Below are 20,409 nucleotides of genomic sequence, written 5' to 3'. Positions count from 1 at the left end.
TTTCCATCCGGAGAGTAAACAGGTTCTATTTTTCAATGCGGGATTTGACGTCGTCCCAGTCGATATCAAACCCTTTGTATTCCTGCGGGGCAAGAGTTGCCAGTTGACTACGAACATTCATGATGCGAGCTTCATGTTCCGGGTGGGTACTGATCCAGCCAAGTCCATCCGGTAATTCTGGTCCCTCTTTCTTCATGATCTCAAAGAATTCCGCAAGGCTCAGCGGATCAATCCCGGCTGCATGCAGCATTCGGACGCCTTCTGTGTCGGCGGCTGTTTCCTGACCGCGACTGTAGCTGTTGATCGTGGCCAGTTGAAACAGTTCTGTCGCCAGAACAAACAATCCCTGAACGTCTCCCAGCAGCAGTCCGGCCGCCGCCGTCAAGCCCAGGGACTGACTCACACGCTGAAGACCGTGCCGGAGTGTTGCGTGTGAGATTTCATGGGCGATGACACCAGCAACCTGTTCCGGACGTTCAGCGACTTCGATCAGGCCTGTGTAAACAACAATAATGCCGCCAGGAAGGGCAAATGCATTGACCTCTTCGGAGTCAATCACGTGCACTTCGAATTCGAGCCCCTGGAGTGCCGCGTGCGGAGAAAGTCGATCGACCATTTGCTGTATCGCGTCGACGACGGTCGCATCGTGGATTTCTTTCCGACCCAGATTCATCGCGTCGTAGCTGCGTTCGCCGATCTGTCGATCCACACTGACTGGCAGCGCTTGTACCGCAGCTGCCCCGGCCACTTTGATACCGAAGTACAGTGCAAACAGGCCGACGACCATGGCGATCGATGCAACCATGAACATCCCACGGCCCTGCCACGCCTGTGCCTTCAGCTTCTTCTTTTTCAGATGCAGTTGTTCGTCGAGAACTCCACAGGATAGCTCCGAAAGACTTTTCGGAAACTTCTTGTCGTCGCAGAAAATCGTAACACTGCGATCTGCATTGCGACAGAAGATCATTCGATCGTTGTAACCACCGATATCAACATTGAGTTCGCTGAATCGAAGGAAAAAACGTTCGCCAGCACTGGTGGTGGCATGCACGCCGTCGAGCTGCAGTTCGATGTCGGCTCCGGCACGACCACCGTCAATGGTATCGCTGAAGACTCCGCCGGAGAAAAAAGTCTGGTCGTGCATACAAGGTTGTTTCCGGGCTTCTGATGAAGGCCCTCGTTGTGACATCAATTCAGACGCGGCGAGAAAGAGTTTTTGTCTTCCGCGACCGCAATTTCCGGACGACCAGCTTACCCAGGCTGAAGGCCCTTAAAAAGAAGTGCAACGAAGAAACATTCGGAATCGTGCGAATTCAGGCGGGTGGTCTGTCACAAATAAATTTTCCAGTCCGGTTCATTTCAATGTGCGAGGTGTTGGTGATTCGACCCGACCGGCAGCTCGCTGTCCCCTGCCTGTGACCCCATTGTCGCCAAGTTCTTCAACGCTGCGTTTTGCGAGAGAAGTCAATCGTTCGACGATTTCCGGATGTATGTCTGCGAGGTCATCGTCTTCGGCAAGGTTCTGATTCAGGTCGAACAACCGGGCCTTCACGGGCTGGGTGCCACCTTTCAGATTGACCTGCCTGTCCTCACGGGCCAGATGCAGTTTCCATCGACGATCGCGGATCGCCTGCAACTGGTCACGGAAGTAATACAGAAAAATATCGTGCGGTGACTTTGTTTCGTCTGGCTGCTTCAGAAGTGAGCTGATGTCTTTTCCGTCAATTGCGGGATTCGATTCGAGGGAGACACCGGCCAGTGACGCAAATGTTGGAAACCAATCCATCATTGTCGTAATTTCATCGCTGACTGAATCTGCCGGAATCACACCCTTCCAGCGAACAACACATGGGACGCGCATGCCACCTTCCATCGTTGAATAACCCCATCCGCTGAGCGGACGATTGCTTCCCTGAACGGGATTTCGCCGGGGTGCCCCGTTGTCGGACGTCCAGACGATGATCGTGTTGCTTTCGAGATCCAGCTGTTTCAGAGCGGAAAGAATGCGGCCCGTCGACCAGTCGATTTCTTCAACAGAATCGCCCCACTTCCCATTTGATGATTTCCCGCGGAATTCATCGCTTGCGTATGGAGTGGCCGTGCTGCCGGGCATTGCGTGCGGCAAATACAGAAAGAACGGGCGATCCTTGTTTTCGTGAATGAAACGAATGGAGTCTTCGGTGTAACGTTTTGTTAGCAGGTCTCGGTCGACGGGGGCTTCGATGACAGAATCCTGACGCATCAGGGGCAGATCGGGCCATGGCTGACCCTCACGCGGAGTCATGTCATCGCTGTAGGGAATTCCGAAGTACTGATCAAAGCCCTGTCGTGTTGGCAGGAAGGCAGGCTGGTCACCCAGATGCCATTTTCCGATACACGCGGTCGAGTATCCCGCACGTTTCAATACTTCGGCAATGGTGACTTCATCAGGATGCAGACCATTTGGCGAAACAGGTCTGAGAACTGCACCGTCCGGATCCGTCAGATGAAGTCCGACTCGGGGCGGATAACAACCCGTCATCAGTGCCGCGCGCGATGGGGTGCATACTCCACTGGCGGAATAGAAACTCGTGAGCTTCAGCCCCTCTCTTGCCATTTGGTCGACATTTGGAGTTTTGTGAAGTGTCGAGCCAAAACAGCCAATGTCACCATAGCCGAGGTTATCACACAGGATGAAAATGATGTTCGGCTTCGACTCTTCCGCCTCAGTCATCACGTCTGACAGGAGAAACAGGCTGATCATCGCCGCACAGGTTCCGGTTGTCATCGAGGATCGAAGTCTGCCGGATGGATGAGGGTTTGAATCGATCATTTTGCAGTTCCGTTCTCGGAGGCAGGATCTCATGTGAAAGACACACTGATCGTAAGAGTCATCATCTGAAATTCGCAGAAGTGGAGTCTCCGCGCGTTATGAGTTTCGGAAGGATTCTAACCTGACAGCCTGTTGGAAAACGGGACTGGCTCGAGCAGGAGACCGTAAAACACGATGGTTTCCTGTCGTCCTGAATGCCTGTCCCGGTTCTTCAACGGACAGCTAAAGCACACCGAAGGTTTCAAAAGCTGTTGTGGCCGACATGCCATTTCGGATGGCATCGCGGACCTGGTTTTCGGCATGAGCTTTTTCCCATGCGCTTTTTACGATTTCCACTTCAATTCTTCGTGGGACAATCACAAGACCGTCCTGATCGGCGGCAATTAAGTCCCCGGGTTCTGCACGGACACCGTCCAGCTCCACTGGTACGTCGAAGTCTACGACACGTTGGCGATCGCGACTGTCATAGGGGCATACGCCGCGAGCGAAGACTGGAAACTGCATGCGCGCCATCTGTGCGACATCCCGAACTGCGCCATCCACGATGACTCCAACACATCCTGCATTGCGAGCGGCGGTGGTCAGTAACTCTCCCCAGATGCCGGATCGCATCGACCCGCCAGCGGCACAAACGAGAACGTCGTTCGGCTGACAGGAATCAACCGCTGTTAGTTCCAGTTTGTAGGGCTCGGGGTCAATGTGCGCCATGTCTGACCAGAGCATTGTGCGGACGCGGCCAATCAGCATGAGGTCCGGGACGGTCATTGGAAACAGTGGAAGACGTGGCGACTGATGGCGATAGCCAGCCGCGTCCAGGGCATCACACAAGAGCGGAACGGTCAACTGCTCACGCATCATCTCGAGCGTGATGCTCAGCTCCTTCGAGACAGTTGGGCTGAGTGTGCCGGATTGAAGCTGCGGATTGCTGGACTGGTCGGCGGACATCTGATTCCTCGCAATGGGTGGCTTGAGGAAATGGAAACAGGACTCTCAGCTGCGGTGCGCACGCTTAAACATTCATGGCTTGTCGCAGGATGGGTTCCATAGCATCAGCGTGACGGTAGAAGCCAAGATCGGATGGATGGGAGCCGTCTGTGGTATCATCACGGTCCTGGCTCAGAAGTGACTCCCCGTCGACGTAATAGAGTCCCTCTACTCCGGCCTCGAGCAGAAGCTGATATTGTTTTTTGAGCGCTTCTCGACTGCTCAGGTTTCGGTCAAGCATGGATCGCTTGATCCACCCGGCAGGGTACGAGCGATCCTCAACAAGGACTAAAGGGACTTTTGGATGCGCTGCGCGCAGCTGTTTCACAAGGGGTATGGTATTGGATGTCACTTCGGCTGCACTCATGTTTGGAAGGCAGTCGATGACGTATGCGGCCGGATCAAGTTCTGTGAGGAACTGGCCCACTGTTGCCTCCATTTTGCCGTTTCCGGAAAATCCCAGGTTGATGACCGGACAATCCAGGCGCCGACCAAGAATTGCCGGGTGAGGCATCCCTGGTCTGGAGGCACATGCGCCGTGGGTAATAGAAGTGCCGTAGAAGACAATTGGTTTACCGGTGCGCGGGGCAATGGGTTCGAAAGTTGATCCTTTGGGGACACCAATCCGGAGCCGGCTGGTGCCGTTGTATAGTGGTAGATACACAGAGAAGTTCCGCGTTCCTTCGTCCAGTCCACTGACAATTTGCCCGTTCATTTCCTGTGATGCTGGTCGCGTGACAGCCACCCACTTCCATGACGCATCCGTGTCCTGTGCATACAGGTCCAGACCGCTGACTCCCGTGGCCGGCATATGGGGCATGGACAGGTTTGAAGAAGTCACCGCATGATCGGTATGGATGGCTGTGGCATTGGTTCGGAAGCGGACCATCATACCTGCTGAGTGTCGGCTTAACCCCCAAACAGCGCTACGGACGATTCCCTTCGCGCGTGCGGGAAGACGATCAAAGTAGCTTTCGGTATCACTGTAGCCACGACCTTCGAGTCCCCAGTCCCGGACATCATGCCATTGAATTCCGTCGCCCTCGGACTCGTCCGCATCCTGCAGCAGGGTTGCACCTCTGGCCGAATTGGCCGCCGCGAAAAGTCCAGCAGTCAAAGCGGATTGCCCCAGCAGTGAAATTGCTGAGGATCGGGTCAGGAACGATCGGCGGGTCAGAGTTCGAGCTGACCCGGCAGTTTCTTCAGACATGGTGGGGGTTCCTCGGGGCAAGAATGACATAATTCGATTGAGCGCAGATACGGGATCATGGCAAATGTCACCGCGATTGTCACAGGATGCACTGAAATCCTGTTGTGTTCGGCGACCGCTCTTCGCGCGATTGCAGAAAGTTGCGGGACTCAAAGAGCAAACCCACCGGGCCAGCGGCTTTCAATTCTGCCCAAAGTTCCTCAATATTTGCAGCCGCCAATTTTCTCAGCACACAGAGTGACAAAGATTCTTGTTCCGCAAATCCAGTCAGACGCTCGAAAGGTCCTGGTGAGGTATATGCTCTTTTCTTCCCGGCAGTTTGCCCTGATGATGGCTTGCGCTTGCCTTCCTGTGTTCCTGACCGCCACCGCCTTCTCCCAGCAAACGATTCAGCAGAATCGACGCAGCCAGTCGACGGCCTGGGCGTACCCTCCGGAGCTCCCTGACGCCAGGGCATTCACCTACAAGAAAGTCGACACTGTCGAATTGAAGGCCTGGGTCTATGAACCTGAAGGGTCGGCAAAGTCGGCTCGACCATGCGTTGTATTCTTCTTCGGCGGTGGGTGGCGTTCAGGTACTCCGCAACAGTTTCAGAGGCAGTGCGAGTATCTTGCTTCCAGAGGAGTGGTTGCGATTACCTGCGACTACAGGGTGGCCGCGCGACACAATGTGAAGGCCGTCGATTGCGTCGAAGACGCCAAGTCTGCCATCCGCTGGGTCCGGCAAAACGCACAAATGCTGGGCGTAGATTCTGGCCAAATTGCCGCAGCCGGTGGGTCAGCCGGAGGTCATATTGCAGCGTGTACCGGTCTGCTGAATGCATTTGATTCTGCCGAAGAGGATAAGAGTATTTCATCAAAACCAAACGCGATGATTCTGTTCAATCCGGCCCTGATGCTTGCGCCGATGGATGGAATCGATTCGGGTGACTGGGATGAGCAGAAATTCGCTGATCTGGAACTGCGAATGGGCGTACCAGGGCGGGAGTTGTCACCGTTACACAACGTTCAGGCCAATCAGCCTCCCACATTGATTCTGCATGGGTTGGAAGACAATACCGTGCCGATCGCAACGATTCGGCCATTTGTCAAAGCCATGACTGATGCCGGGAACCGCTGTGAACTGGCCGTGTACGAAGGGGCTGGCCACGGATTCTTCAACGTGAGGAACCAGCCGTCGACAAGTGGGGCGGATTCTGAAAAGACGGACAGGCAGATTCAGTGGAACCTTCGAACGATGTTGCGAATGGACCAGTTTCTGACTTCATTGAATTGGATTGAAGGCCCGCCAACAGTTCCAGTGGTTGATCGCGACAGCGTGTCGATTCGGGGAAGTCTGGCACACAGCTTTCGGCAATTTAATCACAGCAAGAAGGGGCATGTGGCGTTCCTTGGCGGATCGATCACAGAAATGAACGGTTTTCGACCGATCGTCGAACGTTGGCTGACGACTCAGTTTCCTGAAGCGGAATTTGACTTTACGAATGCCGGTATCGCGTCAACCTGTTCGCATACTGGCGCGTTCCGTCTGCAGCGTGATGTTCTTTCAAGAGGGCCCGTCGATCTCCTGATTGTGGAGTTTGCGGTAAACGATGATCAGGATGCCCATCATTCTCCCGAAAACTGCCTGCTGGGGATGGAGGGTATTCTTCGCCACACCCGAACACATAATCCGAATGCAGACATCGTCATGGTTCATTTTGTGAACCCGGACATGTTGAAGCAGATTCAGGATGGGACTGAACCGCTCAGCTCTCAGCAACATGAGCGTCTGGCGCGGTACTACGGAATTTCATCTGTCTATGTGGCGCGGGAAGTCGCCCGCCGGATTTCGACGAATCAGTTAACGTGGGAACAATTCGGAGGTACTCACCCTGGTCCCATTGGAAATCAGCTTGCTGCGGATCTGGTAGCAGAAGTTCTGACGGCTGGGTGGTCGTCCATTCGAGCGGAATCGAAAGTCTTCCGGCAGGAGGATTATGAGATGCCCGCGAAACCGCTGGCTGAAGGGTGCTTCGATCATGGAGAACTTGTCTCTCACCAGGACTTAGACCTGGGGCCCGGCTGGAAACTCGAGAAACCGGACTGGAAGAGAATCCCGGGAAGCTTTCGAAGTCGCTTCGCAGCTGATGAATTCTGCTGCAGCTTGATACCCGGATCGCAGTTGAAATTTCGATTTCGCGGAGATGCCGTCGGAGCCTGGGTACTGGCGGGACCTGATGCAGGGCAGCTGCAGGTCCGAATTGATGAGGAGGATTGGGAAACCATCGAACTTTTTCATCACCACAGCAAAGGGCTTCACTATCCCAGAACGGTTCTCTTTGGCAGTCAATTGGGGCCCGGTGAACATCTTGTGACTGTTCGCATTGCAGAGGGAGCTCATCCACAAAGCACTGGCACCGCCGCTCGAATCCTTTCATTCGTGGCAAACGCTGACTTGTCAGAATAGCGGTGTGCCATCGGCGGATCAGGTGACCGCGAGTTGAACCATCCATCTGTGATAAGAAAATTCAAAACAGTATGGACGACAGAACTGAGGAGCGGTGGCATGCCATTTGATCTTCCAGCAGAGAAGAAGTCTGACTCGCTGGGAGAAGAGCGACGGCACAATTTCCAGATTTGCCGATGGCCATAAACCCTGTTGCAGGAATGAGGGCTCGAGCAATGCATTTTCCGGATTGAAAGATGCTTCGACCATGCAAGCGTGTCTGCAGCTGTCGCAGTTTTATTCCCGACGGCTTCGCCTGGAAACGGACATCACCGCCAGCAACCTGTTGAAAACGGGACTGGCTCGAGCAAGGGATTTTAAAACACGACGGTTGACTGCCGTCCCGCGTGCAGGTTTTTCAACGGACAGCTGGTTGCGATGTTGGGGAGAAGTCACGCTGTAAGGTGAGCCATTTTTTGACGCAGCGCACAGAAAAAGGCGAGAGTCCGATGAAGGAGCTCTCGCCTTTTTGCGTTGTATAAACAGGTTGAGAATGTCAGTGTGGTTTTGTCGTACCAGGATTTCTTTTTGGTAGATGGGTCTGCTTTCTGTACGGAAAGCTCAGAGAGCCATCAATCATCCTTAGAAAGGAGGTGATCCAGCCGCAGGTTCCCCTACGGCTACCTTGTTACGACTTAGTCCCAATCACGAAGTTCGCCCTAGGCACCTGCCTCTCCGAAGAGTTAGCACAGCGACTTTAGGCGCCCCCCGCTTTCGTGGCTTGACGGGCGGTGTGTACAAGGCTCAGGAACATATTCACCGCAGTATAGCTGACCTGCGATTACTAGCGATTCCAGCTTCATGCAGGCGAGTTGCAGCCTGCAATCCGAACTGAGCGACGCTTTTTGAGATTAGCTTGCCCTCGCGGGTTCGCTGCCCTTTGTACGCCGCATTGTATGACGTGTGCAGCCCTGGACATAAAGGCCATGATGACTTGACGTCGTCCCCACCTTCCTCCGGTTTGACACCGGCGGTCTCCTTAGAGTCCCCAACTGAATGCTGGCAACTAAGGACAAGGGTTGCGCTCGTTAAGCGACTTAACGCGACGTCTCACGACACGAGCTGACGACAGCCATGCAGCACCTGTGCACGTTCCACCCGAAGGCGTGGCTCTGCTTTCACAGAGTTAATCCGTGCATGTCAAGTCCAGGATAAGGTTCTTCGCGTTGCCTCGAATTAAGCCACATGCTCCACCGCTTGTGTGAGCCCCCGTCAATTCCTTTGAGTTTCAGCCTTGCGACCATACTCCCCAGGCGGAGTACTTAACGTTTTCACTACGGCAGAAAGAAGCGAACTTCCTTCCGCCCAGTACTCATCGTTTACAGCCAGGACTACCGGGGTATCTAATCCCGTTCGCTCCCTGGCTTTCGTGCCTCAGCGTCAGTTATTCCCCAGTGTGGCGCTTTCGCCTCCGGTGTTCCTGCCAATATCAACACATTTCACCGCTCCACTGGCAGTTCCCCACACCCCTGAAATACTCAAGCAAATCAGTTTCAGCGCAATGCCGCAGTTGAGCTCCGGCATTTCACACCTGACTTGATTCGCCGCCTACGCACCCTTTAAGCCCAGTGATTCCGAATAACGTTCGCACAGTACGTGTTACCGCGGCTGCTGGCACGTACTTAGCCCGTGCTTCCTCTGAGGCTCTGTCAACATGGAAGGATAGCCAACCATGATTTCATCCCCTCTGACAGCGGTTTACAACCCAAGGGCCTTCATCCCGCACGCGGCGTCGCTCCGTCAGACTTTCGTCCATTGCGGAAGATTCTCGACTGCAGCCACCCGTAGGTGTCCGGACAGTGTCTCAGTTCCGGTCGTGGGGCCATGCTCTCACACCCCTAGACATCATCGCCATGGTAGGCCATTACCCCACCATCAAGCTAATATCACATCAGCCGCTCCTCCGGCGGAATCTCACCTTTGATCCGCAGATATCATCGGGTATTACCCACAGTTTCCCGTGGCTATCCCCGACCGAAGGGTACGTTCCGATGCATTACTACGCCGTTCGCCGCTCCCATATTGCTATGAGCGGCTCGACTTGCATGCCTAATCCACGCCGCCAACGTTCATTCTGAGCCAGGATCAAACCCTTCAAAAATATGCTTGAATCAGCATCAAAACTGCTTCCGAAGAAGCCAGTGCCACGGGCGTGACACCATTTTGAGACTGACTACAAAACAAGAGTGGTTTAATACCTGTTTGTCGTTCCGGTCAAAGAACGACCAACAATTTACCTAGTGCACAAAACTCACAGGCTCACATTCTCAACCATGTTGTCAAAGATCGGTTTCGCCCCGAAGACTCTTCGGCCTCCGTCAGGCGAGCGGGGAAGTCTAACGTTATCAGTTCCGCTGTCAAGCGTCACCTTCCCGTTTCTTGCCACGCTCCTGCGATTGAAACTTTTTCACTGATGACGGGCTTCTTCAAGCCCCGTCCGGTCAAAGTAACAATCGATGGACAGCCACAGTGATCGGGCGTAGCGGAAGAAAACAAAAGGGAAAATGGCGCAAAATGCCACTAACCCAGGTAACAAAGCAGAATTGGGAATTCTCAGGACGAAGTGCAGCAACACATAGCTGGCCGTCGTGATGCCGGCTGTTAATCCATAGTTGATGTAGGTGGAACCAAGAAAATAGCCCGGTGCGCGTTCAAACTTAAAATGGCAGTGCTCGCATTTCTCATGCATTCGAAGAAGTCCACGGAAGAGCGAACCTTTCGCACAGAGTGGACATCGGAGTCTGGCGGCACGCAGCAGGGACTGCGCAAATCCTGGAAATTCAGAACTGGTGTCGTGAGATGAGTCTTGGGAGGAGGTCATGGGTCGTTTCCAGTCCAGAGCGAGAGCGGATTGCACTCCTGCATGCTCGCAAACACTTCCAGCACAGGAAAGGCGGCGGCGATTTTTTTTGCCAGAGTCTCGACCGCAGGACGTTCGCTGTGGTAGTGACCGGTCAGGATCAGATTGACGCCTTTCGAACGTGCCTCCAGCACGGTGTGAAATCGGGCTTCACCAGTAATGAAGGTGTCACAGTGGTTTGCAATCGCCTCAGACAGAAAACTTTCTGCGGCCCCGCATCCGATCGCCAGCTGCCGCACGTGTTCTCTGCCATTGCCGCAGTATTCCAGGTGTTTGGCACCGAGGGTTTGCCGGACACGATCCAGAAGTTCTTGAATGGAAATGACTTCAGGAAGGACCCCCCAACGTCCGCTTCCGTCCGGAGATTCCGGTGAAAAATAGTTCAGCGGCCGTACATCCTGCAGGCCAAGTGCGTTCGCGATTTGCTGGTTGATTCCTTCACGAGCACTGTCGAACGCGGTATGCGGGCTGTAAACCGCGATTCCGGTTTCGATGAGTTTCAGAAGCATATCCCCTTCGATTGTGGCATCGCTGAGTCGCTTTGTGCCACGAAAAAGAACAGGATGATGTGATACGATCAGGTTGGTTTTTGATGCGATCGCTTCCGTGGCGATGTCCGGGGTGAGCGTCAGGCACGTCATGATTCGTGAAACAATGCGGTCCGACCGCCCGATAAGCAGGCCGACATTGTCCCAGGATTCAGCCAGATTCAGCGGTGCGAATTCGTTCAGGAAATCGCAAACCTCTCCAACGGTTGTCATAATTTGGCCAGTTGATCTGAAGGTTGTGGTTGAGTGGTCAAGTTGTTTTATCCGGAATGCGTAGAGCGAAGAAGGCAGGGAAACGTGCGATTAGCCGTTGCGACAGAAGATTTTGGAAAACCACTTCGTCAGGCTATCCAGCAGGCGGGGGCGTGCGAGGTTGACGGATTGCGGCTGAATGCTCGGACGGAAATACCATCCGAAGAGTTTTCGGATACCGCATTGCGTCAGTTACGACTGCGGGTTGAAGAACGACAGATGCGAGTTGCGGGAGTGCTTTTTCCTTCTCGTCGTCCGTTATACGAACAGCAAAACCTCGAACGAAGGCTTCAGGGTATTCGCGCGGCGATGGGTCAGGTGCGAAAGCTCGGGACACAGGAATTACTGGTTCGGTGTGGGCAGATCCCGGATCCGCAAAGTGAAGAAACCGTTCGAACAAAGGACGCCCCGACAAACGCCGAGGTGGATTCTCTGGCGAATCCATTCTCGTTCGCGCCCACAGAGCTGATTCGAAAGGAGATGACGTCGGCACAGCAGTTCCACATGCTGGCGGAGATCCTGAATGACCTGGCACGCGAAGGGAATCATGTGGGGTGTACGCTGCAGTTACAGCTGGCCTCCTTCCAGGCGGACCGGGTTCGCTCGCTTCTTAATCAGGTCACGAGCGGGCCAATTCAGATTGTCTTCGATCCGGCAGCTGTTGTGATGAGCGGCGGACAGCCGGTGAAATCGTTCCGCGAACTTTATGCTTCAGTGGGATACATCCGAGCCCGGGATGCGCTGCGTGATATGGATGGGACGGGTGCTGAAGTGGCTGTGGGAGATGGGGTCGTTGACTGGACCGAATTGCTGCCCACGCTGAGCGAAGCGGATTACACTGGCTGGATCTGCATCGAGCGCGCTGGAGGGGATCAACGAGCGGATGATGTTCGGCGAGGTGTTGAAAAAATAAGGCAGCTGATCAGTTTTTCATGACAGGAACCCGACATGCCAGCGGCACAGCAAACGAATCAAATCCGGCGAACGGCTCTTCTGATTCTCACGAACCTGAGTGTCTTCACCTTCGCCAGCGCTCAGGAGTCGATCTTACCGGAACGAACGGCTCCGCTGACAATCGAAGGCGACCTGGCTTCGCAGATGGTGGACGGGATTGATCGCTTCCTGCTGAAGGAAATCGAAAAGGCTGCTGCCACTCGCGCGGAACGCTTTATGGTCGACACGTCGTCGCCTGAGGCATACGAAGCATCGCTCAAACCACATCGGGACAAGCTTGCAAAGTGTCTCGGCATCCGCGACGCTCGCATGTCGTTTTCCGCACCTGAAGTCATCGTGCCCGTTGGGGGCGATGTGGTGATTGCTCAGTCGGACAAGTTCACGGTGCAGGTCATTCGCTGGCCGGTGCTGAGTGATCCGACGCCACAGGGAGCTGGACTGGCATCGATCTATGGAGAAGGATTGCTGCTGACTCCGAAGGGTGAGACAGTCGCTAACGTAATCGTGCTGCCGGACGCGGATCAATCGCCTGAACAGATATGCGGCCTGGTCGCGGGCATCGCAGAAGAGTCGCAGGTGGCTCGTCATCTGGCCGAAGCCGGTTGTCGAGTTGTGGTACCGCAGTTGATCAGTCGTCATCGGGAAAAACGACTTGGCCGCGCCGACCTGACGAACCGTGAATACCTGCATCGAGCGGCGTTCGAGCTCGGCCGAACTCTCGCAGGCTATGAAGTGCAAATGACGCTGAGCCTGGTCGACTGGTATTCTGAATCTGATCCCGACAATGCCATCGGAGTCCTGGGTTACGGTGAAGGCGGGATGCTGGCGCTGTTTTCCGGTGGTCTGGACACACGAATCGACGTGACGTGTGTCAGCGGATTCTTCGGCCCCCGGGAACAATCCTGGAAGGAACCGATCGATCGAAATTTTGCGGGCTTGCTAAAGAACTTCGGCGAGCAGGAACTTGCCGCATTGATCGCACCTCGAGGTTTGATCGTCGAACAATCCCGGGGGCCGGAAATGATCCTGGAAGGGAATGGCGGAGGCCCGGCAAGCCTCACAGTGGTAGAAGATCAATTGGCCGCGAAACAGTTTCGGCGGACACTTGCCAGGCTTGCTCCAATCAATTGGGAACGACACGTTTTTTATCGTGCCAACACTGAAATGACCGATGGAGCTTCAACGACGATCACTTTTCTTACATTCATTGACCGCATGTCAGCGGACTTTCAACAAGTGCATCTCAGTCCTGCAATTGGGGCAGGGTCGGAAAGGATTGGGGAGCCCGAAACAGCACAGTTGATTGCTCGCTCAAAATCACGCGAAATCCGCATCCTCAAGCAGATCGATCGTCACAACCAGGCGTTGCTTCGTGAGAGTCCGTTTGTTCGCAAAGAGTTCATGGCGAAGCTGGATACGTCATCGGTCGAAGCCTATGAGAAATCCGTTGAGCAGTATCGCGACATCTTTCGCAAAGACGTCATCGGCGAATTCGATCAGCCGCTACTGCCGTTCAATGCTCGATCACGGAAATCATGGGACACCGACAAATGGACGGGGCATGAAGTCGTGCTTGACGTCTTTCCGGATGTGTTCGCCTACGGTGTGCTGTTGCTTCCCAAAGACCTCAAGCCTGGAGAGAAACGTCCGGTTGTTGTGTGCCAGCATGGCCTGGAAGGTCGACCAACGGACACCTTTCTTGACGACCATCGAGCTTATCATGACTTCGCCGCGAAGCTGTGCGAACGAGGCTTCATCACGTTCGCTCCGCAGAATCCTTACATCTTCACAGATCGATTTCGAACACTGCAGCGCAAGGCACAGCCTCTGGGCAAATCGCTCTTCTCGATCATCGTGCCTCAGCATCAACAGATCGTAAACTGGCTGAAGACGCAGCCGTTTGTCGACAGCGACCGCATCGCATTTTACGGCCTCAGCTACGGCGGCAAGTCGGCCATGCGTATCCCTGCACTCGTCACCGATTACTGTCTGTCCATCTGCAGCGCCGACTTTAACGAATGGGTGCTGAAGAACGCGAGCACTCGTGAGAACTTCAGTTACATCTGGACAGGAGAATATGAGATCTTCGAATGGGATCTTGGCAGCACATTCAACTATGCAGAGATGGCTGCGTTAATTTGTCCACGACCGTTCATGGTCGAACGAGGCCACTTTGATGGTGTTGGCGAAGATCACTGGGTTGCTCACGAATTCGCCAAAGTACGACACCTGTATGCCGCGAAGCTGGGAATTGGGCATCACGCAGAGATTGAATGGTTTGTTGGTCCACACACCATCAACGGACAGGGCACTTTCAACTTCCTGCACCGACATTTGCAGTGGCCGGCACCTGAGTAGTTGATGGCAGCCTAACGCTAAGGCCGTCCTAGTGGTCTCGTCGGAGCGGGGCAGCAGTCGTCAGGGCAAACGTCGTGGTTTGGGCCGTACTGTCCCAGACACTCTCTGGGTGCGGATGCAATCCGCTCCTGAATCAGTTTACGGATCATGGTGATGAACGTGGGGTGTGATCCCGGCGTCTTCGCCCGGCTCATTGTCATCCCCAGTTCGTCACACAACTTCCTGGCTTCGTCATCCAGGTCGTACAGGACTTCCATGTGATCGGAAAGAAAGCCGATCGGGCAAACCACAATCTGCCTGTGTCCCAGCGAATGCATGTGCCGGATGTGATCCAGAATATCGGGCTCCAGCCACGGATCCTGGGGACGTCCACTTCGACTCTGATATACAAGGTTCCAGAGAGACGGATCGATATTGAGTTCTTCCGCCACCAGCCGACATGACTCAGAAATTTGCTTCACGTAGTCAGAGGTGTTGGCCATCGAAGCGGGGATGCTGTGCGCTGTGAAGGCAATGGGAACCGATGGCGGATGATTGTCATTCGATGGGTTGTTTTGGTGGATCTGACGGATGGCGTCCTGTACGTGTTCGCAGACAACCGAAATGAAGTCCGGATGGTTATAGAAGACTCGCAGTTTGCCAACCTGCATGCTTTCTGCGTCTGCTTCTTTCAGGGCTGAGATAATATTCTCGCGGTATTGCCGACATCCCGAATAGCAGCTGAAGCCTGAGGTAATGTAAACCAGTGGACGCCGGACTCCGTCGTCCTTCATCTGTCGAATGGTGTCTGGCAGAAGCGGGATCCAGTTGCGATTGCCCCAGTAAACGGGCAGGTCAATTCCATTTTGTTGCAGTTCGGGTTTCAGTTTCGAAATGAGGTCCCGACACTGTTCGTTGATTGGGCTGACACCACCAAAATGATAGTAATGCTCGGCCACTTCCAGCATCCGTTCGCGTGGGACGGGCTTTCCGCGCAGGACATTTTCGAGGAAAGGGATGACATCTTCGGGCTTTTCGGGGCCACCGAACGACAGGATCAGAATCGCGTCAAAGTCTTGCATCTTTGTGGCTTTGATGGGGGGCAGTTGCTTCGAAGTTGAGCGTCAAACCGTGGGATGATGTTCTACTTAACAACCGTTGGCAGTTACGATTGTTGATCCGGACACGTTTTCCCGGCGTGGCAGTGAAACATCGGCAGCCGCTCCTGACGGAGTTGGCAAAATTATTCTGTACGTCGTGATGGGTCTGGTGTTCAGCAGCCTGTTGAAAAACGGGAATGGCTTGAACAGGAGACCCTAAGAACATGTTGGTTTCCAGTCGTCCTGCGTTCCTGTCCCGGTTTTTCAACGGACAGTTAGCCGTCCTTTCGGAAGCGGGTCACGCATTCATCGGATGCCGCGAACCGGTTTGCCATTGCTGGTCAGGATCTGCGAATTGGTCGTGGAATCGCCAAACCGATCAAAATCCCGGAATGTCCAAACGACTCGTTTTTGTCGATCGATCTCAATCAGTTGAGGATTTTCGGGGCCTGCGTGGCAGTTGTTGATGAGGATATTTCCGTTGGGAAGTACCTGAAGCGAAGTGACCCATGCCAACTGGATTCCGGGCAGATCATTCTGATGAACACTCCAGACATCCTGTCCTGCAGGTGTAACTTCGATAATTCCATGCCCATTGCCGGTTGCAATCAAAGTGTTCCCGTTTGCCAAACGCAACGCAGTGAAGCATTGGTTACCAAACGCATCAACACCATGCCCGGGAGAGGGTTGACGACCAAACAGCGGAACCGCAAATTCCCACACGGTTTGACCCTGCGAATTGTACTCGCGCACAAGTCCATCGCCTTCGTGGCAAACCAGGTAGTTGCCGTTGGTGAGTTTGCGGACGAGTCGTGTATCGCGATGAGCATCGGGTTTCGAAACTTTGAGCGGAATTTCCACAAGCACTTTATTTTGGGAGTCGAGTTCAAGAATGCGGCTAGTACCGGACTCAACCACCATTGTGTTCCCATTGTCCAGACGCTGAAACGCGTGGATTTCGATGCGCTTTCCTTCGTTTCCTGGTGCTTTCCTGGCTTCGTAGTCCCAAATGATTTCATCTGTTGCCGGATTGACTTCAAGTACGTGTGTCCATGAATCCTGGAACAGCACGTTGCCATTCGGAAGGACGTGAAGATCGTGCAACGGACCAATTTTGTGTTCCCATTTGGTCTGGCCGGATTCGTCAACGATTGCAATTCGTTTTCTTGACGAATCGGCTGCGACAAAGCTGCGAGTTTCATCGGCCAGACAATGGATGGAACAACCAACAGTGCTCAAGAGCGAGAGGGCGATCATGCGCAGATGACGAGAAGAAATCATGAAAGAATCCGTCAAACGGTAGTGGGGTATCAGATCTTGTTTTAAGGTTACTGATCTTTATTACTTGTCGTCAGCTGGTTTTTCTTTGGCCAGAGTTGGCTTCAGGTTTGCCGGAGGATCGACGGGTGAGCTGGCCAGTACAGAGAGAGTCTTGTCCGGAGCCAGCGAAAATATGGTTCGAATGTGGGGATCTGCGATCAGTAGATTCTCGCCACTGCGGCATAGCCCCACTGGTCGATCCATGGGGGCCCCTGCAATCCATTGTTGCTTTTGACCGTCTGCTGTTATCTTCCAGACACAGTGTTCGTAGTTGTCTGTGACAAAGAACGAACCATCATCGGTACGGACAATGTTGTGGGGCAGGTTGAATGGGTGTCCCTTGATAAAGAATTCAATCGTTCCGTCGGGTTTCACTTTTTGAATCTGACCATTCTTGCTGGATGTTGACAGGACCCACAAATTGCCCTCCGGATCCAGTGTCAGCCCCCGTGGTGAATTGATGACCGCAAATTCTTCGGGTTCTTTTGAACCTTCGGCTGGCATTTTCCAGATGCGATGAAGTTCCAGGTCGGCCGTGTAAATGGTGCCATCCGGAGCAACCGCGATGGCCATGGGAATTCCGATCCAGCCATTTGTGAGCGGTTGTGGCTGGCCTTGATCATCGAATCGATAGACTTCGCGCGTGGACGAGTCGCCTGCCAGAAGTTTTCCTTCGTGGTCGAAGGCCAGGCACCGTACGGCATTTAAGGGTGTTCGGAAACGTTTGGAGGCCTGAAAGAAAACAGACTTCTTACCCTCTGTCAGTTTCCAGATCCCGGGCATTGTGCGGTCAGCGACGAAAACTGTGCCATCGGGAGCTGCGGCGACTGCCAGTGGATACTGAAATTCGCTGACCAGCGGCTTATCGTTCGCATCCTGTGCTGAGACAATCGATTGGCCGGTTGCAAACGCGGCCAGCGCGAACACAACGGCGATGAAAACAGGGTATTGTTTCATTGCAGATTCGTACTTTGAAATGGGGTAAGCCTGCGAAAACGATTTCGGAGCGAGAATGGTAGAAAAAGATACACGGTTGGCATGCGAATGTGTACCAGTTCACTGCATGGCGTTCGCAGAAGATGCAGGATTCGCCGAGCATTTTCAAAGTCTGCGGCTTGTCACGAATTTCACCGATCGAATTGTTCAGTGTGTTCAAACAATCTCTTGCGAAACGACCGGCCAGTGTCTATCGTCACCGAGTGCACTCTGTGCATGACCTCTACCAGCACTGCTGGCTGCATACCAAGTTGACCCTACAGATTTTACCCAACAGGGAACCCGGTCTGATTCCGGCCGACTGTCACGCCGACCATGTTTCGGATCACATGACCCGGGCGTCGGGTGCCCACCTATGATTTCTCTGGGTGTCAACAGTTGTGATGCACCACCGTTCTGGTGAGGTTTTTTTATGCGCGGCGCAGGCGGTTCGCTTTATCCTGCGTTCTGAGCAAAGTCGATCTCGGCAGAGATCCGAACAGCAGATTTCTTTGGCCGAGTTCGATTTGCGGCACGCATCGCCCCGCATCGGATCGCTCCGTCTGTCACCGAATGAGACCCACGCCGTCGTTCTCAGGTGTATCGAACCGCTCGGTGTTGAGGTTCAAAGTACTCGGGCAACAGGCTGTCCACCTGAAGGAGGCCTTTTCGTGTGAGCCGAACGGTTGATCCGTCCACCGTCAGGTAACCGGCTGTTTGCTGGTTCTGGAGGGCGACGGCAAATTCGCTCAGGACGTCTACTCCGTACTTTTTGGAAATGCGGTCTGTATCGACAAAGCCTTCTTTCATCAGGAGTACAAATTCGCGAATCAGGAGCTGATGGGACGTTGGGGACATGGCACGATTGATAGGCAAGACGCCTGTGTTCACTGTTTCCATGTAATCTTCGATCTTGTCGAGATTCTGATAGTGAACTCCCTGAAAGTGGCCAAACGACGAAACTCCGGTTGCGATCAGATCACAACCCCGCCAAACGTTATCCCGGTAGACAAACCGATCTGTATCGGTGTTACGGACGAGTTCGTTACCGCTGCTGATATGAAATCCGGCCTCAGTCAGCTGATCCATGGCCTGATTCACCCACCGTCGTTTCGTTGGCCAGTCAGCAATCGGAGAGGCCAGTCCCTGCTCTTTCATCTCCCTGGAGATGACGGTGTTGAACGGCAGTTCCATCTGGTAGATGGTGATGTTATCTGGTTTCATTTCCAGAGCTTTGTCGATGCACTTCTGCCAGTTTTCGTCGTTCTCTCCGATCATCCCCGCAATCAGGTCGATGTTCACCTGAGAGAAACCAACCTGCTGGATCCAGTCATACGCCCGGAATACTTCCGGCGACAGATGCGCTCGACCGTTTTCCTCCAGAATCCGGTCATCGAAGTTTTCGACGCCCAGGGAGATTCTGGTAACGCCGATGTCTCGAAGCGTCTGGAGTTTCTCGAGACTCAGCGTGCCAGGTTCGCACTCGAACGTCACTTCTTCTGCATTCTCCCATGTGATGAATTCGCTCATGCGCTCACGCAGCGAACGCAGTTGTTTGGAACTCAGGTAGGAAGGTGTGCCACCGCCGAAGTAAACAAACAAAAGTTCCCTACCGGCGACGGCGCTCTTCTGACTGACCAGTTCAATTTCGCGAATCAGCGACTGGACGTAGTCTTCGATCGCTTTCGCGTTTTGATTGGTATAGACGCGGAAGTAGCAAAATCGACATCGTTTGCGACAAAACGGAATATGAATGTACAGGCCCAGCGGTGTCTGCCGTGTGTCTTCGACGGATTTGTCAAAGACCGACATCACTTCCGGGACGCGTTCGTTTGTCCACAGTGAGAACGGTGGGTAGTTGGAAATAAAGTAGCTGCCAACTTCAGTCGTCTGAGGTGTTTCGGCGGTCGACATGGCGGAAGAACTTTCTGTTTTCCGTGTGGCTCAGGATTCAGAGGCTCCCGGAGTTTCCATTGCTGGTTCCTCGGAAACCGCTGAACGTGTCTGCAACCCGGGCAGGTAATTGAGCAGACCAAAAAAGATCAGGCTGAATGCAATGTCACCTAGAAATGTCCCGCGGGCAAACGGAACCGCTGCCGTGTAACAATTCAGCAATCCACTGAGATCGCGAGCGTAATAGTGGTCTGATGCCAGCATCCAGACGCCAAAGTTGCTGACCACGAAGAATAAAATGGCTGAGCCAATTCCGGACAGAAGTGATCCCAGCGGACCCACACGACCAACGGAGCAGCCCAGCAAACAGATGAGCCCGTAAGCGGCATAATCGAACAGCATGCTGTTATAGAAGCCGTGGCCAGTCCTGGCTTCCAGCCAGCAGTCGGTCAGGAAACGACAACCCAGTGGAATCAGCAGTGCCAGCCATCGCGGCTGGACCGTGGCCCCACAAAGCAAAGCCAGGGCGCCCAGAGCAGACAGATTCCATTCGAATGGCATCGATAGTAGTCGGGGGATGACTGCAATCAGGCAGGCAGACAGTACTAAGAGCTGCAGGGGCTTATTCATTGGGATCGCTGGGATTTCACGGAAAGGAGGACCAGGTGACGGTGCAT

Annotated in this window: 14 protein-coding genes and 1 rRNA gene; 3 read left to right on the top strand and 12 right to left on the bottom strand. The window is 53.9% G+C overall.

Going from position 1 to position 20,409, the window contains the following annotated elements:
- Window positions 1-25 precede the first annotated feature (25 nt).
- From R3C20_13730 to R3C20_13715, 4 genes are all read right to left on the bottom strand, one after another.
- On the bottom strand, window positions 26-1,144 hold the full coding sequence (locus tag R3C20_13730; protein MEZ6041560.1) for a M48 family metallopeptidase: 1,119 nt from the start codon (window positions 1,142-1,144) through the stop codon (window positions 26-28).
- 210 nt (window positions 1,145-1,354) lie between these two features.
- Window positions 1,355-2,812 carry a sulfatase gene (locus R3C20_13725; GenBank protein MEZ6041559.1) on the bottom strand — a complete coding sequence of 486 codons (1,458 nt, stop codon included), beginning with the start codon at window positions 2,810-2,812 and terminating at the stop codon, window positions 1,355-1,357.
- A 222-nt stretch (window positions 2,813-3,034) separates the two neighbouring features.
- Complete coding sequence (locus tag R3C20_13720; protein ID MEZ6041558.1) at window positions 3,035-3,757, bottom strand: RraA family protein; 723 nt, start codon at window positions 3,755-3,757, stop codon at window positions 3,035-3,037.
- Between the two features lie 64 nt (window positions 3,758-3,821).
- Complete coding sequence (locus tag R3C20_13715) at window positions 3,822-5,006, bottom strand: SGNH/GDSL hydrolase family protein (protein MEZ6041557.1); 1,185 nt, start codon at window positions 5,004-5,006, stop codon at window positions 3,822-3,824.
- Between the two features lie 237 nt (window positions 5,007-5,243).
- Between R3C20_13715 and R3C20_13710 the strand changes: the two genes are divergently transcribed.
- Entirely contained in the window at window positions 5,244-7,454 is a 2,211-nt protein-coding gene (locus tag R3C20_13710) for an alpha/beta hydrolase fold domain-containing protein (protein ID MEZ6041556.1), read from the top strand.
- 625 nt (window positions 7,455-8,079) lie between these two features.
- Here the strand turns inward: R3C20_13710 and R3C20_13705 are convergent.
- The 3 genes from R3C20_13705 to R3C20_13695 form a co-directional block, all read right to left on the bottom strand.
- A 16S ribosomal RNA gene (locus tag R3C20_13705) occupies window positions 8,080-9,594 on the bottom strand.
- 306 nt (window positions 9,595-9,900) lie between these two features.
- A complete protein-coding gene (locus R3C20_13700) occupies window positions 9,901-10,314 on the bottom strand; it encodes a DUF983 domain-containing protein (protein MEZ6041555.1) in 414 nt (137 codons plus the stop codon).
- Entirely contained in the window at window positions 10,311-11,114 is an 804-nt protein-coding gene (locus R3C20_13695; GenBank protein ID MEZ6041554.1) for a Nif3-like dinuclear metal center hexameric protein, read from the bottom strand. The genes R3C20_13700 and R3C20_13695 overlap by 4 nt, the downstream gene beginning before the upstream one ends.
- 33 nt (window positions 11,115-11,147) lie before the next feature.
- Here R3C20_13695 and R3C20_13690 point away from each other — a divergent pair, with 33 nt between their 5' ends.
- Window positions 11,148-12,089 (top strand): sugar phosphate isomerase/epimerase, encoded by a 942-nt coding sequence (locus tag R3C20_13690; protein MEZ6041553.1) that lies wholly within the window; start codon window positions 11,148-11,150, stop codon window positions 12,087-12,089.
- A gap of 12 nt (window positions 12,090-12,101) precedes the next feature.
- On the top strand, window positions 12,102-14,465 hold the full coding sequence (locus R3C20_13685; protein MEZ6041552.1) for a dienelactone hydrolase family protein: 2,364 nt from the start codon (window positions 12,102-12,104) through the stop codon (window positions 14,463-14,465).
- Window positions 14,466-14,482: 17 nt separating this feature from the next.
- Here R3C20_13685 and R3C20_13680 read toward each other — a convergent pair whose 3' ends face one another.
- The 5 genes from R3C20_13680 to R3C20_13660 form a co-directional block, all read right to left on the bottom strand.
- Window positions 14,483-15,526, bottom strand: a complete 1,044-nt coding sequence (locus R3C20_13680) for a ferrochelatase (GenBank protein ID MEZ6041551.1) — start codon at window positions 15,524-15,526, stop codon at window positions 14,483-14,485.
- Window positions 15,527-15,850: 324 nt separating this feature from the next.
- Window positions 15,851-16,825, bottom strand: a complete 975-nt coding sequence (locus R3C20_13675; protein ID MEZ6041550.1) for a PQQ-binding-like beta-propeller repeat protein — start codon at window positions 16,823-16,825, stop codon at window positions 15,851-15,853.
- Window positions 16,826-16,885: 60 nt separating this feature from the next.
- Window positions 16,886-17,821, bottom strand: coding sequence for an NHL repeat-containing protein (locus R3C20_13670; GenBank protein MEZ6041549.1), 936 nt, complete (start codon window positions 17,819-17,821; stop codon window positions 16,886-16,888).
- Between the two features lie 612 nt (window positions 17,822-18,433).
- Window positions 18,434-19,753 carry a coproporphyrinogen-III oxidase family protein gene (locus R3C20_13665; protein MEZ6041548.1) on the bottom strand — a complete coding sequence of 440 codons (1,320 nt, stop codon included), beginning with the start codon at window positions 19,751-19,753 and terminating at the stop codon, window positions 18,434-18,436.
- A 30-nt stretch (window positions 19,754-19,783) separates the two neighbouring features.
- The gene (locus R3C20_13660; GenBank protein MEZ6041547.1) at window positions 19,784-20,362 is read right to left on the bottom strand and encodes a DUF6580 family putative transport protein; all 579 of its coding nucleotides are present in this window, start codon (window positions 20,360-20,362) and stop codon (window positions 19,784-19,786) included.
- Window positions 20,363-20,409: the final 47 nt, after the last annotated feature.

Source organism: Planctomycetaceae bacterium (assembly GCA_041398825.1).
In the GTDB taxonomy this organism is placed as follows: Bacteria; Planctomycetota; Planctomycetia; order Planctomycetales; family Planctomycetaceae; genus F1-80-MAGs062.
The sequence above is the reverse complement of the archived record's forward strand: the minus strand, read 5'-3'. Positions and strand labels throughout refer to the sequence as shown.